At 68.7% G+C, this 15,754-nt stretch carries 12 protein-coding genes; 8 read left to right on the top strand and 4 right to left on the bottom strand.

Annotated elements, in window-relative coordinates:
• Positions 1-245: 245 nt before the first annotated feature.
• The 4 genes from AC07X5_RS31495 to AC07X5_RS31480 all read left to right on the top strand — a co-directional run bounded on the left by AC07X5_RS31495 (position 246) and on the right by AC07X5_RS31480 (position 6,510).
• Positions 246-2,429 (top strand): TonB-dependent siderophore receptor, encoded by a 2,184-nt coding sequence (locus tag AC07X5_RS31495; protein WP_494773366.1) that lies wholly within the window; start codon positions 246-248, stop codon positions 2,427-2,429.
• An 11-nt stretch (positions 2,430-2,440) separates the two neighbouring features.
• Complete coding sequence (locus tag AC07X5_RS31490; RefSeq protein WP_494773365.1) at positions 2,441-2,959, top strand: sigma-70 family RNA polymerase sigma factor; 519 nt, start codon at positions 2,441-2,443, stop codon at positions 2,957-2,959.
• Positions 2,956-3,972 (top strand): FecR domain-containing protein, encoded by a 1,017-nt coding sequence (locus tag AC07X5_RS31485; RefSeq protein WP_494773364.1) that lies wholly within the window; start codon positions 2,956-2,958, stop codon positions 3,970-3,972. Before AC07X5_RS31490 ends, AC07X5_RS31485 begins: the two co-directional genes overlap by 4 nt.
• Positions 3,973-4,068: 96 nt before the next feature.
• Positions 4,069-6,510 carry a TonB-dependent siderophore receptor gene (locus tag AC07X5_RS31480; RefSeq protein ID WP_494773363.1) on the top strand — a complete coding sequence of 814 codons (2,442 nt, stop codon included), beginning with the start codon at positions 4,069-4,071 and terminating at the stop codon, positions 6,508-6,510.
• Positions 6,511-6,518: 8 nt separating this feature from the next.
• Here the strand turns inward: AC07X5_RS31480 and AC07X5_RS31475 are convergent, their stop codons facing one another.
• Positions 6,519-6,998 carry a DUF4124 domain-containing protein gene (locus tag AC07X5_RS31475; protein WP_409958366.1) on the bottom strand — a complete coding sequence of 160 codons (480 nt, stop codon included), beginning with the start codon at positions 6,996-6,998 and terminating at the stop codon, positions 6,519-6,521.
• Positions 6,999-7,089: 91 nt separating this feature from the next.
• Between AC07X5_RS31475 and AC07X5_RS31470 the strand changes: the two genes are divergently transcribed.
• Positions 7,090-8,319 (top strand): BaiN/RdsA family NAD(P)/FAD-dependent oxidoreductase, encoded by a 1,230-nt coding sequence (locus AC07X5_RS31470; RefSeq protein WP_409958364.1) that lies wholly within the window; start codon positions 7,090-7,092, stop codon positions 8,317-8,319.
• Between the two features lie 129 nt (positions 8,320-8,448).
• Here the strand turns inward: AC07X5_RS31470 and AC07X5_RS31465 are convergent, their stop codons facing one another.
• Both AC07X5_RS31465 and AC07X5_RS31460 read right to left on the bottom strand, forming a co-directional pair.
• Complete coding sequence (locus AC07X5_RS31465) at positions 8,449-9,183, bottom strand: ArsR/SmtB family transcription factor (RefSeq protein WP_409958362.1); 735 nt, start codon at positions 9,181-9,183, stop codon at positions 8,449-8,451.
• A gap of 56 nt (positions 9,184-9,239) precedes the next feature.
• On the bottom strand, positions 9,240-12,500 hold the full coding sequence (locus AC07X5_RS31460; protein ID WP_494773362.1) for an EAL domain-containing protein: 3,261 nt from the start codon (positions 12,498-12,500) through the stop codon (positions 9,240-9,242).
• Positions 12,501-12,764: 264 nt separating this feature from the next.
• Between AC07X5_RS31460 and rpsU the strand changes: the two genes are divergently transcribed.
• Together rpsU and AC07X5_RS31450 are read left to right on the top strand one after the other, a co-directional pair.
• The gene (gene rpsU, locus AC07X5_RS31455; protein ID WP_007833691.1) at positions 12,765-12,977 is read left to right on the top strand and encodes a 30S ribosomal protein S21; all 213 of its coding nucleotides are present in this window, start codon (positions 12,765-12,767) and stop codon (positions 12,975-12,977) included.
• A gap of 115 nt (positions 12,978-13,092) precedes the next feature.
• Positions 13,093-13,542, top strand: coding sequence for a GatB/YqeY domain-containing protein (locus AC07X5_RS31450; RefSeq protein WP_494773361.1), 450 nt, complete (start codon positions 13,093-13,095; stop codon positions 13,540-13,542).
• 7 nt (positions 13,543-13,549) lie between these two features.
• On the opposite strand, the gene AC07X5_RS31445 is transcribed toward AC07X5_RS31450, so the two are convergent.
• Positions 13,550-14,461, bottom strand: coding sequence for a LysR substrate-binding domain-containing protein (locus AC07X5_RS31445; RefSeq protein WP_494773360.1), 912 nt, complete (start codon positions 14,459-14,461; stop codon positions 13,550-13,552).
• A gap of 100 nt (positions 14,462-14,561) precedes the next feature.
• On the opposite strand from AC07X5_RS31445, the gene AC07X5_RS31440 reads away from it, so the two are divergent.
• A complete protein-coding gene (locus tag AC07X5_RS31440; protein WP_494773359.1) occupies positions 14,562-15,656 on the top strand; it encodes a tartrate dehydrogenase in 1,095 nt (364 codons plus the stop codon).
• The last annotated feature ends 98 nt before the right edge of the window (positions 15,657-15,754 follow it).

The raw sequence follows: 15,754 nt of genomic DNA, 5'->3' as shown, positions 1-15,754 counted from the left end.
CAAAATCGTGCCAAAGCGAGCGGCAATTAGTGCCAAAGCCTGCGTAAATCGGTGCCAAAGAGGTCGGCGCGCAATTCGCAAAAGCAACGCACCACCCCTTTCCACAGGGGCGTGCAGGCGCCTTTATTAAGAATGATTGTCATTTAAAAGTTACAATCAAGGCCATCAACCAGCCACGCCGTGCTCCCTCCCGTTGTTGCAGCGCTGCCAGCCAGTTACCTGCTTTCAAACTAGAGGAGTGCTCCATGTCCGTTTTCCGTAGGCAGCCCGTCTGCCGCCTGCACCCGTTGGCGCTGGCCGCCATCGCCACCGTCCTGGCGGGCGCAGCCCAGGCCCAGGATGCCGCGCCTGCAGCCGCTGGCGACCAGATCACCGCCCCCAAGGCCCTGGACAGCGTCACCGTGTCGGGCTCGCGCGAAAGCGCCTCCACGCGCCTGCAGCTGACCGCACGCGAAACGCCGCAGTCGACCACCACGGTGACGCGCGAGCAGATCGAGCGCCAGTCGCTGACCAGCATCGACGCCGTGCTGCGCAACGTCAACGGCGTGGCCGTGAGCTTCTATGACACGCAGCGCCCGCTGTACTACGCACGCGGTTTCCAGATCACCGACTTCCAGATCGACGGCCTGCCCTCGTACAGCAGCAGCACCAACCAGGAGTTCGACACCGCCCTGTACGAACGCATCGAGGTCGTGCGCGGGGCCAACGGCATCCTGACCGGCGTGGGCGTGCCCTCGGCCACCATCAACATGATACGCAAGCGCCCGCAGCGCGAGTTCGCGGCCTCGGTGGCGCTCACCGCCGGCTCGTGGAACCTGTACCGCGGCGAACTGGACATCAACGCCCCGCTGAACAAGGACGGCAGCGTGCGCAGCCGCCTGGTGCTCGCGCCGCAGAAGAAGGACAGCTTCCGCGACCGCTACTCCGAGGACAAGACCGCGCTGCTCGCCGCCATCGAGGCCGACGTCGGTTCGTCCACCGTGGTCACGCTGGGCTACCAACGCCAGGCCAACGAGCCCAAGGCACCGATCTGGGGAACCATCCCCCGCTTTGCCGTGGACGGCTCGCCCATCGACCTGCCCACCTCGGTGAGCTTCTCGCCCCCCTGGACGCGCTGGGAGCGCACCTCGGGCACGCTGTACGCCACGCTGGAGCACCAGCTCAATGACGACTGGAGCGTGAAGGCGGCCCTGAACCACACCGAGGGCGACACCTTCAGCCTGCGCACCTACGGCTATGGCCGCACCGTCTCGCTGGCGCCCTTCATCAACCCAACCACGGGCGCCGGCACCACGCTGTACGCGGCCGTGGGTGGCGCCAGTGAAAAACAGGACACGGTGGATGCCTACCTGTCGGGCAAGTTCGACCTGGGTGGCCGCAAGCACGACCTGATGGTGGGCGTGAGCTCCACGCGCATCGCCACGCGCACCGATGGCTACAGCTCGGTGGCCAACTGGAGCTACGTGATCCCCAACATCTACACCTGGGACGGCAATGCGCCCGAGCCCGTGTACTCCAAGACCGGCGCCTGGCGCACCCAGATCACGCAGCAGACGGGGCTGTTCGCCTCGGCGCGCTGGCGCGTGGCCGAGCCGCTGTCGCTGCTCACCGGCGTGCGCCTGACCGACTGGCACCGCCACAACGACACCTATGGCACCACCGGCGCCTACGCTGGCAAGAGCGCCGTCCAGGACGAGAACCGCAAGGTCACGCCCTACGTCGGCGCGGTGTACGACATCACGCCCACGCTGTCGGCCTACGCCAGCTACACGCGCATCTTCAACCCGCAGAACTACAAGGACCGCAACAACAACCCGTTGTCGCCCGTCATCGGCAGCAATGCCGAGGCCGGTCTGAAGGCCGAGCTGCTGGACCGCCGCATCCAGGCGCACTTCGCGGTGTTCCAGACCAAGCAGGACAACTACGGCGTGCGCGATGGTGCCATCACCACGCCGCTGCCCGACGGCACCCTGCCCTATGTGGCGGTCAACGGCACCAGGTCCACCGGTTTCGAGCTGGAGTTCGCGGGCATGGCCACCAACCAGTGGCGCGTGAGCGCGGGCCTCACGCGCGCCAAGGTCACGCGAGCACCCACGGACCTGATCTACGCCAACCTGCCCGAGTACCTGCTGCAGCTGGGCACGGACTACCAGTTCGCGGGCGCGCTGGCCCCGCTGTCGGTGGGTGGCAACCTGGTCTGGCAAAGCTCGGTCGAAGGCTTCAACATCCCGCACCCGAGCGGTACGGTGACCGTGAAGCAGTCGCCCACGGCCATCCTGGGACTGCGCGCCTCCTGGAAGTTCAGCCCCAAGCTCAGCGCCACCCTGGCCGTCAACAACGTGACGAACAAGAAGTACTGGGCCAACCTGGACTACGGCAACTACAGCGACCCCCGCAACGTGAGCTTAACAATGCGCGCTGCATTCTGATCCAGGCCGGCATGCGCAGCACCGCCGAGCCCGGCCACCCCGCCGGCCGCTGGTACACCAGCCACCATGCGTGGCTGGTGGGCTGGCTGCAGCGCAGGATGGGCTGCCCGCACGGTGCCGCGGACCTGGCGCAGGACACCTTCCTGCGCGTGCTCACGGCGCGCGAAGTGGAGCAGGTGGCGGAGCCCCGTGCCTTCCTGACCACGCTGGCCAAGCGGGTGCTGTTCACCCATTGGCGCCGGCGCGAACTGGAGCAGGCCTATCTGCAGGCGCTGGCCGAACTACCGCTGGCCACGGCGCCTTCGGTAGAGGACATGGCGTTGCTGCACGAAGCGTTGCAAGCCATCGACCAGCGCCTGGCCGGCCTGCCCGCCAAGGTGAAGCAGGCCTTTCTGCTGCACCGCATCGACGGGCTGACGCATGTGCAGATCGCGGCCGAGATGGGCGTTTCGGTGGCCAGCGTGGAGCGCTATGTGAAGCAGGCCTACCTGCACTGCTGCCGGCAGGATGCGGGCAGCGGCATGCCATGAGCCATTCTCCTTACGAATCTGCCGAGGACCCCATCACGGCCGCTGTGGACTGGCAGGTCCGACTGACTTCCGGCAGCGTGGCGACCGGCGAGCGCGAGGACTTCGCGCGCTGGCTGGCTGCCGATGCGCGCCATGCCGCGGCCTGGCAGCGCGTGCAGGGTGTGCTGGCCGATCCGGTGGAGCAGATCCAGCGCATCGACCAGCGCAGCCCGGGCCAGTTGAAGGCCGTCCACCAGAGCCTGGCTTCGGCGCCAGAGCCGGTCGCGCTCCGGCGTAGAGGCATCCTGGGCGGTTCGGCCCTGCTGCTGGCCACCGGGGTGGGAGCCGGCTACCTCGCCCACCGCAGCCAGCCGCTGGGTGAGCTGCTGGCCGATGTGCACACCGGCACCGCCGAGACCCGCCACATCCAACTGCCCGATGGCAGCACGCTGGACCTGAATGCCCGCAGCGCGGCCGACCTGCACTTCGACCCGGCACGGCGCCTGGTGCGGCTGCGTGCGGGCGAGCTGCTGGTGCAGGTGGCCCGCGACGCGGCAGCGGCCGGTGCGCGGCCCCGCCCCTTCACCGTGCAGACGCTCCATGGCGCGGCCCAGGCCCTGGGCACGCGCTACCTGGTGCGCCAGGAGGCCGAGCGCAGCCTGGTGGTGGCGCTGCAGCACAGCGTGGCCGTACAGACCGGCGATGGCGTGCAGCGCACCTTGCACGAGGGCCAGGCCGCCTGGATGGACGGCCAGCGCATCGAGCTGGTGGAGCAGCGCATGGCGCACCGCGCCAGCTGGACCGAGGGCATTCTGGACGTGCGCGATGAACCGCTGGGCGATGTGGTCGCCGCCCTGGGCGCCTGGCGCAGGGGCTTGCTGCGCGTGAGCCCGGCCGCCGCCCGGCTGCGGGTCTTCGGGGTGTTCCGGCTGAGCGACACGGCGCAGGCCTTGCAGGCCCTGGTGGACACCCAGCCCATCCGCATCACCACCTATGGCCCCCTGCTGACCCTGATCGACGTTGCAGGCAGCTGACGGAAAATTTTTTACCGATGCATGAGGGGTTTTGCCGCGCCCGTTGGACAAGGAGGAGAGCACCCTCTTCCCAACCCCAGCACAGGAACCCGATCCATGCCCAGCCCTTCCTTTAGCCCCCGCCTGCTCGTGGCAGCCCTGACCGCTGCCCTGGGTAGCACCAGCTTTGCGCAAGCCCATTCCACGGCAGACACGCCCCTGGTGGCCCAGGCCGGCGCCGTGCAGAACTGGGACCTGCCCGCGGGCCCCCTGGACGAGACGCTGGCCCGCATCGCCCGGCAAAGCGGCAGGATCCTGACCGCCGACCCGGCGCTGCTGCGGGGCAAGACCGCCCCCGCAGTGCGCGGCAGCTTCGCGGCAGAAGAGGCCGCACAGCGTGCGCTGGCCGGCTCGGGCCTGGCCCTGGTGCGCCTGGGAAGCGACACCCTCACCGTGCGCCCCGCGCCCCCTGCCGCCCAGGCTGCAGTGCCAGCCGCACCGGGCACGGCAGAGCGCAGCATGGCGACCGTGACCGTCGAGGGCTCGCGCGACCCGAACCAGGTGTACCAGCCCTTCGCGGGCGGCCAGGTCGCCAAGGGCGCGCGCCTGGGGGCCCTGGGCAACACCGCTTTGCTCGATGCCCCCTTTGCCATCAGCGGCTACACCGAGCAGGCTGCGCGCGATGCGCAGGCACGGCGCCTGATCGACGTGCTGGCCGTTGATCCGGCCGTGCGCTCCACCAACTCCGAGAGCAATGCGGTGGACGTGTTCTTCCTGCGCGGCCTTCCCATGCTGAGCCAGGACATCTCGTTCAACGAGACCTTCGCGGTGGTGGACACGCGGCGCATTGCCGTGGAGCAGTTCGAGCGCATCGAAGTGCTCAAGGGCCCGAGCGCACTGCTCAACGGCATCGGGCCGAGCAGCAGCACCACCGGCGGCACGATCAACCTGGTGCCCAAGCGCGGCACGGATGTCCCGCTGACCCGCTTGATGCTGTCGGGCTCGTCGCACGGCCAGATGGGTGCCCACCTGGATGTGGGGCGCCGCTTCGGCACCGACAACGAATGGGGGGTGCGCGTGAACGCCGCCAGCCGGGGTGGCGGCTCCACCGGCGTGCCGAACGAGCGGGTGGGCACCGACCATCTGTCGGTTGCGCTCGACTACGCGGGTGAGAAGCTGCGCGTGAGCCTGGACGTGGCCCAGAACCGCCGGCACTTCGACGGCTTCCCCCAGTTCTTCCGCTTCAACGATGGCTTTGCCCTGCCCGCACCGCCAGCAACGAAACAGGCCTTCAGCCAGCCCTGGGACAGCAGCGACACCAAGAGCTCTTCTGCCGTCTCGCGCGTGGAATACGACATCACGCCCGAATCCACCGTGTTCGGCGTGCTCGGCGGCGTCGACTACGAGGAGTCGAACATCAACGCGGGCAACCCGCGCATCACCTCGGCCAGCGGCAACTTCACCGCCCAGCCCAGCATTTTCAGGACCGGTTCGTCCCTGCGCTCGGGTGAACTGGGCTGGCGCATGCGCTTTGCCACCGGCCCGGTCAAGCACCGGGTGGTGCTGGGCTATTCGCGCTTCACGGGGGATGGCGCGAGCCTGAGCCAGCAAATGGGCAGCGCGTTCACCAGCAACTTCAACAACCCCGTTTTCGTCGCGCGGCCCACCCTGCCCAGCGGCGGCGTCCCGCTGCGCTTTCAGGACAGCGTCTCCGACAGCCTGGCCGTGATGGACTCCATGCACCTGCTGGACGACCGCCTGCACCTGGTCGGCGGGGTGCGCTACCAGAAGCTGGACATCGGCGAGTTCTCCGCGGGCGTGGAGCAGCGCCGCTTCGAGCAGACGGCCACGGCGCCCTCGCTGGGCGCGAGCTACAAGCTGGCGCCCAGCTTCTCGGTGTACGCCAACTACGCCGAAGGCCTGGCGCAGGGGCCGGTGGCCCCCGCGTCCACGGCCAACCTCGGCACAGTCTTCCCTCCCTTCAAGGGCAAGCAGATCGAGACGGGTCTGAAGTACGACGGCGGCTCGTTTGGCGCCAGTGCCGCGCTGTTCCAGATCCGCCAGCCGGTGTCCTACGTCAACGGGAAGAACTTCCTCGTGGTCGATGGTGAACAACGCAACCGCGGCCTGGAGCTGTCGGTCTACGGCGAAGTGGCGAAGAGCCTGCGCCTGAATGCCGGCCTGGCACTGTCCGACGCCGTGCAGTCCAAGACCCTGAACGGCGCCAACGACGGCAAGAAGGCCATCGGCATCCCGGAGCACAGCCTGGTGCTGGGCGCAGAGTGGGATATCACCGCGCTGCCCGGCCTGACCCTGACCGGCAGGTACAGCAAGGTGGCCCGCCAGATGGCCAGTGTGGACAACCAGCAGAGCATCCCCGGCTTCGACAGCTACGACCTGGGCCTGCGTTATGCGACGCGCCTGGCTGGCAAGCCGACCGTGTTCCGCCTGACCGTTGAAAACCTGGCGGACTCCTCGCATTGGCTGTCGGTGCGCACGGGCTTCCTGGCACGGAGCACCCCGAGAACCGCGCTGTTCTCGGTCAGCACGGAATTCTGAGACACCTGCTACAGGGAGCCAAGCTCCTCTTCCAGCGCTTTCAGCTGCTTGCGCAACTCCTCGCTGCGCGCCTCACACGCGGCCTTGCCCTGGCCGGCCGCGGCCGCCCGCTCCTGCGCGAACTGGGTGCCCGATGCCAGGGTGCTGCGCAGCGGGCCGGCGGTGGCCACGGCCTCCGCGGGTTGCGCTGCGCATTCCTTCTGGCTGCGCTCCAGCGCCGCACGTGCCTGGGGAACGCCCTGGTTCTGCAGGTGGTTCTTGCGCTGCCAGGTGGCGCCGAACGCCCCTTCCCTGGAAGTGGAGGGCGGGGACGGGATCGGCGTGGCCCCCTCCAGGGCGGGGCGCACCTCGATCTTTTCGCCCTGGCCAGGGCAGGACGCGTCCTGGAAGGACACCCTGCCCTCGGCATCCGTGCACTTGTTGATGGCCCAGGCCGGGGCCAGAAAGCCCAGTGCCAGGGTGCAGGCGGCATAGCGGATCACGGTCATGGGAGCACTCCTAGCGGGATGGAGGGCACATGTTAGTCCACTGAAACCGGGAAATCGGCTGTGCGTGAGGGCCCTACAATCCGCGGCGTCCATGACCATTCCTTTCTTTGACGCCATCATCATCGGCGCCGGCGCAGCCGGCCTGTTCTGCGCGGGCCAGGCGGGCCAGCGCGGCCTGTCGGTCCTGCTGATCGACCACGCCGAGAAGGTGGCCGAAAAGATCCGCATCTCGGGCGGGGGGCGCTGCAATTTCACCAACCGCGACCTCGACCCCTCGGCGCCGCACAAGCACTTCGTGGGGCAAAACCCGCAGTTCTGCCGCTCGGCGCTGTCGCGCTACACGCCGCAGGACTTCATCGCGCTGGTGGACAGGCACGGCATTCCACACCACGAAAAGCACAAGGGCCAGCTGTTCGCCGACCGCTCGGCCGAGGACCTGATCGCCATGCTGCTGGCCGAGTGCGCAGCCGGTGGAGTCACGCACTGGCAACCCTGCGGCGTGAAGAAGGTCGCCCCCGAAGCCCTGGACGATGGCCAGAACGGCTACCGGCTGGAGACCGAGCGCGGCCCGGTGCTGGCGCGCAGCCTGGTCATCGCCACGGGCGGCCTCTCGATCCCCAAGATCGGCGCCACCGACTTCGGCTACCGCATCGCCAGGCAGTTCGACATCCCCCTGGTCGAGCAGCGACCTGGCCTGGTGCCGCTGACCTTCGACGGCGACGCCTGGGCGCCCTATGCGCAGCTGTCGGGCCTGGCGCTGCCGGTGCGCATCGGCACGGGCGCCAAGAAGGCGCGCATGGCCTTCGACGAAGACCTGCTGTTCACCCACCGCGGCCTGTCGGGCCCGGCCGTGCTGCAGATCTCAAGCTACTGGCAGGAGGGCACGCCCCTGGCCATCGACCTCGCTCCCACGGTGGACCTGCCCGCCGCATTGGCCCAGGCCAAGGCGCGCTCGCGCAAGCTCATCGCCAACGAGCTGGCCACCCTGGTGCCAAGCCGCCTGGCCGATGCCTGGGCGCAGCGCGAGGCCGACTGGCAGCGCCCCATCGCCGAGGCCTCGGACAAGGCGCTGGCGCGCCTGGCCGAGCAGTTGGCGCGCTGGGAACTCACGCCCACGGGCACCGAGGGCTACAAGAAGGCCGAGGTGACGCTGGGCGGTGTGGACACGCGCGCCCTGTCGCAGCAGACCATGGAATGCAAGTCCCGGCCGGGCCTGTACTTCATTGGCGAGGTGGTGGACGTGACCGGCTGGCTGGGTGGCTACAACTTCCAGTGGGCCTGGGCCAGCGCTTACGCCTGTGCACAAGGACTTCCCCCCTGAGTCGCTTCGCGCCATCCCCCCAGAGGGGGGACGCCCCCAGCGCGGCGGGGCGGCCCTTGCGCGGGGGCACTGGCCTGGGAGCGCGCCAGTTTCACAGGCTGCTCCCGGGACACATTCTCGGGGGTCCCCTCAGGGACTCGCCACCTGGCCCCAGCGCGCATGGCCTAGCCAGTTGCGCAGCGCCACGGCGCCGCCAGGCGTGATCTCCAGCGCGCGGCTGTCGGCACGGCGCAGCAGCCAGCCCTCTTGCAGGCAATGGCTGCAGATCATGGCGCCGAGCCTGCCGGCCACGTGCATGCGCCGCTCGCTCCAGTCCAGGCACGGTCGGCAGTGCGGGCGCTTGCCACTGCCATCCGCGCCCTGGCGGGCCCCTTCATCCAGGCCCAGGCGCTGCAGCACAGCTGCCGCGTGCGCCGTGACATGGCCACCCGCATCGCCGTCGAAGGCCATGGCCCCCTCGTCCAGCAGGTGCTCGGTGATGGCCACGCCCAGGCGCCCGGCAATGTGGTCGTAGCAGGTGCGCGCCGTGCGCAGGGCCGCATCGCGCGGGCCCACCACCACGCGCCGGGGTGCCGTTGCGGGCGCCGGCTGCTGTACGGCCAGCTGCATCAGCCCTTCGAGCACGCGCGCCACGTCGGCCGAGGCCAGGCGGTGGTAGCGGTGGCGGCCCTGGCGTTCCAGCTTCAGCAGCCCGGCCTCCACCAGCAGGGCCAGGTGCCGGCTGGCGGTCTGGGCGGTGATGTGCCCGGCATCGGCCAGCTCGCGCGCGGTCAGGGCGCGCCCGTCCATCAGCGCCATCAGCATGGCCGTGCGCGCGGGCTCGCCGACGAGGCCGGCGATATGGGCGATCTGGTTGGTGTTCATGCCCCCAGTGTGCACCCGCCGCCGGCGGCCACGCTTCGCCCGCCAGCGAAATGAAGCTATGGAATGCTCACCAGTTCGCCGAAGCGCGAATCCCCATGCGCCGGCCGCTGGGCATGCTGCAGCACCCACTCCTGCAATTGCGCCACAGGCAGCGGCCGCGTGAAGTGAAATCCCTGCAGTTCCTCGCAGTCGAGCGCGTCCAGCACCTGCACGGTGGCCAGGTCCTCCACCCCTTCGGCGACGATCTTCAGGCCCAGCGTGTGGCCGAGCGCGATGATGGCGCGGGTGATGGCCATGTCGGCCGGGTTGGTGAGCATGTCGTGGATGAAGGACTTGTCGACCTTGAGCCGGTCGATGTCGAAGCGCTTGAGGTAGGCCAGGCTCGAATAGCCGGTGCCGAAGTCGTCGATGGACAGCTGCACGCCCAGGGCCTTGAGGGCCGCCAGCTGGCGCTCGGCCGAATTCGCATGGTCCATGAGCTGCGACTCGGTGATCTCCAGCTCCAGCCGGTGCGCCGGCATGCCGCAACGCACCAGCAAGGCCTCGATATCGGGCACGAGCTGCGGGTCGGCCAGTTGCGCCGCCGAGAGGTTGACCGATACCGAGGCCTGCGCCAGCGGATGCGGCACCGGGCCCTGGGGCCCCGTGTGCTCCAGCGACTGCCAGGCCACCCACTGCGAGCAGGCCTGCTGGAGCACCCAGGCGCCGATGGCGCGGATCATGCCGGTTTCCTCCGCAATCGGGATGAACTCACTGGGCGGCACCATGCCCAGCACCGGGTTGTTCCAGCGCAGCAGGGCCTCAACGCCCAGCAGGCGCGAGCCCCGGGCGCTCAGGCGCGGCTGGTAGTGCAGGCTCAGCTCGCCGCGGCCGAGGGCGCGGCGCAGGTGCTGCTCCATGGACTGGCGCGCCAGTGCACGCTGGTCGGTCTCGGCCGAATAGAACAGGGCCATGTCGCGGCCGGTGGTCTTGGCCTCGTACATGGCGGCGTCGGCACGGCGCATGAGCTCGTCGATGTCGCCACCGTCCTCGGGGTAGACGGCGATGCCCACGCTGCAGCTCACGTTGAGTTCATGGCCCTCCACCGGATGGGGCTGGCGGATCAGCGGGATCAGCCGGTTCTCGACCAGCTGCTGCACATCCTCGGGGCCGGCCACGTCGCGCATGATGACCACGAACTCGTCGCCGCCCAGGCGGCTCACGGTGTCGCGGCTGCGCACGGCCTGGGTGAGGCGCTGCGCCACCGAGCGCAGCAGGCCATCGCCGATGTGGTGGCCCAGCGTGTCGTTGATGGCCTTGAAGCGGTCCAGGTCGATGAACAGCACGGCCACGCGTTCGCCGTAGGCCTTCGCATGGGCCAGCGCCAGCTGCAGGCGCTGCACGCACAGCGAGCGGTTGGGCAGCTCGGTGAGCACGTCGTGGTGCGCGAGGAACTGGATGCGTTCCTCGTTCTGCTTGCGGTCGGTGATGTCGATGGCGATGCCGATGTGGTTGACCACGGCCCCCGCCTTGCCCTCGCGCACGGCCGAGACCATGAGCCAGGCCGGATAGGTCTCGCCCGAACGGCGGCGAAAGCGCACCTCGCCCTGCCAGGACTCCTTGTCCTGCATGGCCCGGGTGATCTGCGCCGCCAGCGGTTCCTGGCCCGCCGCGTCCTCCTGCAGGAACCCGAGGTCCTCGCCGATCACCTCGTAGAAGTCGTAGTGCGTGCTGCGGCAGAAGGCCTTGTTGACACTGATGATCTGCTGGTCGGCATTCATGATGATGATGCCCTCCGACGAGGCCTCGAACACCTTGGCCCACAGCTCCAGGCGCTGCTCCATGACCTTGAGCACGTTGATGGGCGTGAAGGCCGTGAGCACCGCATCGCGCCCCTGGAACACCAGGCGCCGCGCCGACAGCACGGCCCACGAGGGCTCGGGCCCGCCCTTCCAGCGCACCTCGAACTCGTCGACCGAGCCCTGGTCGGCCAGGCGCTGGAAGAAGCGTCCGCGCACCCCGGGCTCCAGCCCTGCGACCCAGGGATCGACGGTGCGGCCGTTGAGCCACTGGCCTGCGGGCGTGTTCGAGTGCAGCACCTCGTGCTCGGGAATGGAGGTCACCATGAGGGGAATGGGGAAGGCCTCCACCAGTTCGCGCTGCGCCTCGGCCGCGCGCGCGCTGGCGGCCAGCTCCTGCTGCAGCAGGCGCTCGCGGTCGAGCTGGGCCAGCATACCGTTGAAGGCCGTGACCAGGCGGCCGATCTCGTCGCTGCTGTTCCAATGGGCGCGCAGCGTGTGGTCGCCGCTCTTTCGCACTTCGTCGGCCACGCGGGCGAGCTGCTGCAGCGGCTTGGCGATCTGGCGCGCCACCAGCGTCACCAGCGACAGGATGCAGCCCAGCAGCACCAGGGCCGTGCCCAGGTGCAGCCACATGCGCGAGTACAGGCTGCCCACGCGCTGGTGCAGCAGCCGGTCCAGGTCGGTGATGCCCGAACCCCAGGCGGCCTGCAGGGTGCCCAGCACCTTGGTTTCCTGCTCGGCCAGCTGGGCCACGGTCAGGCGCGATTCGCCGCTGGCGACAGCCTGCAGGTGCTGCTGGAACTCCAGCAGCGCGGCGTGCAGGGCCTCGCGGTCGTGCACCAGCGCCGCGCGCAGCTCGGGCGAGCCGGCGATGAAGGCCTGGTTGTAGTCGGACTCGATGCCCAGCGTGACGGCCTCCAGCCGCCCCACCAGGGTGAGCAGTTCGGACGACCACTGCGGCCCGCGCGCGGTGCGCGGCGAGTTCAGGAAGCTCACCGTGTCGTGCACGGCCTGCAGCAGCTCGGGAAAGCGCAGCACCGACAGCGACATCTCGTAGTAGCTGTCCAGGTCCGGGTCGAGGATCAGGTTCGATTGGTTGCCCACGGTGGTGAGCAGCTCGCGCCCGTCGCGCAGCAGCTGGCTGCGCAGGCGCGTGAGGGCCTGCGCATCGGCCTGCGCCGCGGCGTCGGTGCCCAGGCGTTCCAGTGCGTCCTGGAAGCGCTGGCCAGCCTCCTGCGTGTGCAGGGCCTCGTCGTGCTCGGCGCGCACCGTGCCCAGGCGCTCCAGCGTCTGGGCCACCGAGAGCGAGGGCTCGCCAGGCTGCAGGAAGCGGCCCAGCAGGCCATCGCGCACCACGGTGGCATAGGTGGTGCCCACGATCTCCTTGCGCGTGAAGTCGATGGCCTGGTTCTTCTCGTGGATCAGGATGCTGGAGACGTAGATCACCGCCGTGAGGTCCAGCAGGTAGATGAGCATGAGCTTGCGGCCGACGCTGAGCCGTCCCAGCCAACCCGATACGCGGTGCATGATTGCCATTGGTGCCCAGTTTCCTGTCTCTGCTATGGTGAGACGGCGAAGGAATGCCGACAATAAGCACACATGCAAGTTCCGCGCCATGCGCACCACCTTGGGGCATACCGCATCTGCTTGCACATTTTTCCAAAGTGGCTGCTATAATGCTCGGCTTTGCTGGCATACCCCGTCGGCCAATACTAGTTAGGACGGGGAAACCGCCACGCATGGCCCCAAGGCCCGATCTCCTTGCGACCCTCTGCCGGCACATTTGGAACACATTAGCTAATGACTACGATCCGCGTAAAAGAAAACGAACCCTTTGACGTCGCCCTGCGCCGCTTCAAGCGCACCATTGAAAAGCTCGGCCTGCTGACCGACCTGCGTGCCCGTGAGTTCTACGAAAAGCCCACCGCCGAGCGCAAGCGCAAGAAGGCAGCCGCCGTGAAGCGCCACTACAAGCGCGTTCGCAGCATGCAGCTGCCCAAGAAGCTGTACTGATCGCTGGCCCTCACCGGCCACATCAACCCGCGCTCGGGACGCCAGGCGCGGGTTTTTTGTTTTCTGCTCATCCTTCGCCCCCATTTTCCACCTGACAAGCTACAGGAGCAATGCCATGTCCCTCAAGGACCAGATCACCGACGACATGAAGACCGCCATGCGCGCCAAGGACAGCGAGCGCCTGGCCACCATCCGCCTGCTGCTGGCGGCGATGAAGCAAAAGGAAGTCGACGAGCGCGTGGAGCTTGACGACGTGGCCGTGGTCGCCATCGTGGACAAGCTGATCAAGCAGCGCAAGGACTCCATCGCCGCCTTCGAGCAGGCCAACCGCCAGGACCTGGCCGACAAGGAAAAGTCGGAAATGGCCGTGCTGCAGACCTACCTGCCCGAACGCATGTCGGCCGAGGAGACCCTGGCCGCCGTGAAGGCCATCGTCGCCGAACTCGGCGCCTCGGGCCCCGGCGACATGGGCAAGGTGATGGGCGTGGTCAAGACGCGCCTGGCCGGCAAGGCCGACATGGGCCAGGTCTCCGGCGCGGTGAAGACCGCCCTGGCCGGCGGCTGATCGGCCTTCAGCCGATCCCGGACCATTCCTTCTGGAAATGGTCCTGCAAAAACTCCACGCACACGCGCACCTTGGCCGACAGGTGCAGCCGCGTGGGGTAGACGGCCCAGACGTTGGCGTCCTGGCGCCATTCGGGCAGCACCTGCACCAGCTGCCCGGCCAGGAGGTGGGGCTGCACGTCCCACAGCGAGCGCAGCGCAATGCCGCGCCCGTCCACGGCCCACTGCACCACCATCTCGCCGTTGTTGGCCGACAGCGGGCCGCGCACCTTGACCACCTCTTCCACGGCACCAGCGCGCAGGCGCCACACGCCGATGGGGTGGTCGCGCTCCTTGATCACCAGGCAGTCGTGGCTGGAGAGGTCAGCCAGCGCGCGCGGCGTGCCGTGGCGCGCCAGGTAGGCGGGCGCGGCGCACAGCACGCGGTGGTTGTCGGCCAGGCGCCGCGCGATCAGGTGCGGGGCGATCTCGTCGCCCACACGCACATCCAGGTCGAAGCCCTCGCCGGCCACATCCACCAGCCGGTCGAACACCTCCAGCCGCACCTGCAGGCCGGGGTGGCGCTCCACCAGGCGCGACAGCGCGGGCGCGACGATGCGCCGCCCGAAGCCAAAGCTGCTGCTCACGCGCAGCAGGCCACGCGGCTCTCGGCGCGTGACCGCCACCTCCTGAAGCAGTTGGTCCACGTCATCAAGGATGCGCAGGGCCCAGTGGAACACGCGCTCGCCCTCTTCCGTCACCGCCACGCGCCGCGTGGTGCGGTGCAGCAGTTTCACGGCCAGGTCTTCCTCGAGCAGGCGGATGCGCTTGCTCACATAGGCCGGCGAGGTGCCCAGCTCGGTGGCCGCATCGGCGAAGCTCGATTTGCGCACCACCACGGTGAACACGCGCAGGTCGTCGTTGGAGGGCGTTTTATGCACGAAGTGTGAACAATGGATGCACAGGCGGCCGATTGTATTTTGGCGAGGGCTGTCCAACAATGCAGGCCACACACCCTCCACCCTCCGAGGAAGACATCTGATGAGCAGCACCACCCAGTACACCATCGCCGTGATTCCCGGCGACGGCATCGGCAAGGAAGTCATGCCCGAAGGCCTGCGCGCCGTGAAGGCCGCGGCCGAACGCTTCGGCATCGCCCTCACCTACCGCACCATCGATTGGGCCAGCTGCGACTACTACGCCGAGCACGGCCAGATGATGCCCGACGACTGGAAGGCCCAGCTCTCGGACGTGGACGCGATCTTCTTCGGCGCCGTGGGCTGGCCGGCCACCGTGCCCGACCATGTCTCGCTGTGGGGTTCGCTGCTCAAGTTCCGCCGCGAGTTCGACCAGTACATCAACCTGCGCCCCGTGCGCCTGTTCGAAGGCGTGCCCTGCCCGCTGGCCGGCCGCAAGCCCGGCGACATCGACTACTTCGTGGTGCGCGAGAACACCGAGGGCGAATACACCTCGCTGGGCGGCATCATGTACGAGGGCACGGACCGCGAGATCGTGATCCAGGAGTCGGTCTACTCGCGCAAGGGCACGGACCGCCTGCTGCGCTTCGCCTTCGACCTGGCGCAGAGCCGCCCGCGCAAGCACGTGACCCTGGCTACCAAGAGCAACGGCATCGCCATCAGCATGCCCTGGTGGGACAAGCGCGCCGACGAGGTGGCCAAGGACTACCCGGAGATCACGCTGGACAAGCAGCACATCGACATCCTGACCGCACGCTTCGTGCTGCAGCCCGGCCGCTTCGACGTGGTGGCCGCGACCAACCTGTTCGGCGACATCCTGTCGGACCTGGGCCCCGCGACCACCGGCACCATCGGCCTGGCGCCCTCGGCCAACCTGAACCCCGAGCGCAGCTTCCCCTCGCTGTTCGAGCCCGTGCACGGCTCGGCACCCGACATTTACGGCAAGAACATCGCCAACCCCATCGCCATGATCTGGTCGGGCGCGCTGATGCTGGACTTTTTGACCCAGGGCCAGGGGGCCGGCCGCGCCGCGCACGACGCCATCGTCGCCGCCATCGAAGCCGCCCTGAAGGAAGGCCCGCTCACGCCCGACCTGGGTGGCACGGCCAACACCACCGAGCTGGGCCAGGCCATCGCGGCGCGCATCGCCAAGGCCTGAGCAGGCAGGTGCATTGCGCTTCTCCCGACCGTGAAGCCGCGCGTTGATGGCGAGCAGGCATGACCGTGGCCAGCGGCCGCCGCGCAAGGGCCGCCCCG

The organism is Acidovorax sp. GW458-11-26-14-TSB4 (assembly GCF_059423865.1).
The sequence above is the reverse complement of the archived record's forward strand: the minus strand, read 5'-3'. Positions and strand labels throughout refer to the sequence as shown.

Coding starts and splice junctions, on each gene's coding strand:
- AC07X5_RS31495 (WP_494773366.1), top strand. CDS start 246: ATGTCCGTTTTCCGTAGGCAGCCCGTCTGCCGCCTGCACCCGTTGGCG.
- AC07X5_RS31490 (WP_494773365.1), top strand. CDS start 2,441: ATGCGCAGCACCGCCGAGCCCGGCCACCCCGCCGGCCGCTGGTACACC.
- AC07X5_RS31485 (WP_494773364.1), top strand. CDS start 2,956: ATGAGCCATTCTCCTTACGAATCTGCCGAGGACCCCATCACGGCCGCT.
- AC07X5_RS31480 (WP_494773363.1), top strand. CDS start 4,069: ATGCCCAGCCCTTCCTTTAGCCCCCGCCTGCTCGTGGCAGCCCTGACC.
- AC07X5_RS31475 (WP_409958366.1), bottom strand. CDS start 6,998: ATGACCGTGATCCGCTATGCCGCCTGCACCCTGGCACTGGGCTTTCTG.
- AC07X5_RS31470 (WP_409958364.1), top strand. CDS start 7,090: ATGACCATTCCTTTCTTTGACGCCATCATCATCGGCGCCGGCGCAGCC.
- AC07X5_RS31465 (WP_409958362.1), bottom strand. CDS start 9,183: ATGAACACCAACCAGATCGCCCATATCGCCGGCCTCGTCGGCGAGCCC.
- AC07X5_RS31460 (WP_494773362.1), bottom strand. CDS start 12,500: ATGGCAATCATGCACCGCGTATCGGGTTGGCTGGGACGGCTCAGCGTC.
- rpsU (WP_007833691.1), top strand. CDS start 12,765: ATGACTACGATCCGCGTAAAAGAAAACGAACCCTTTGACGTCGCCCTG.
- AC07X5_RS31450 (WP_494773361.1), top strand. CDS start 13,093: ATGTCCCTCAAGGACCAGATCACCGACGACATGAAGACCGCCATGCGC.
- AC07X5_RS31440 (WP_494773359.1), top strand. CDS start 14,562: ATGAGCAGCACCACCCAGTACACCATCGCCGTGATTCCCGGCGACGGC.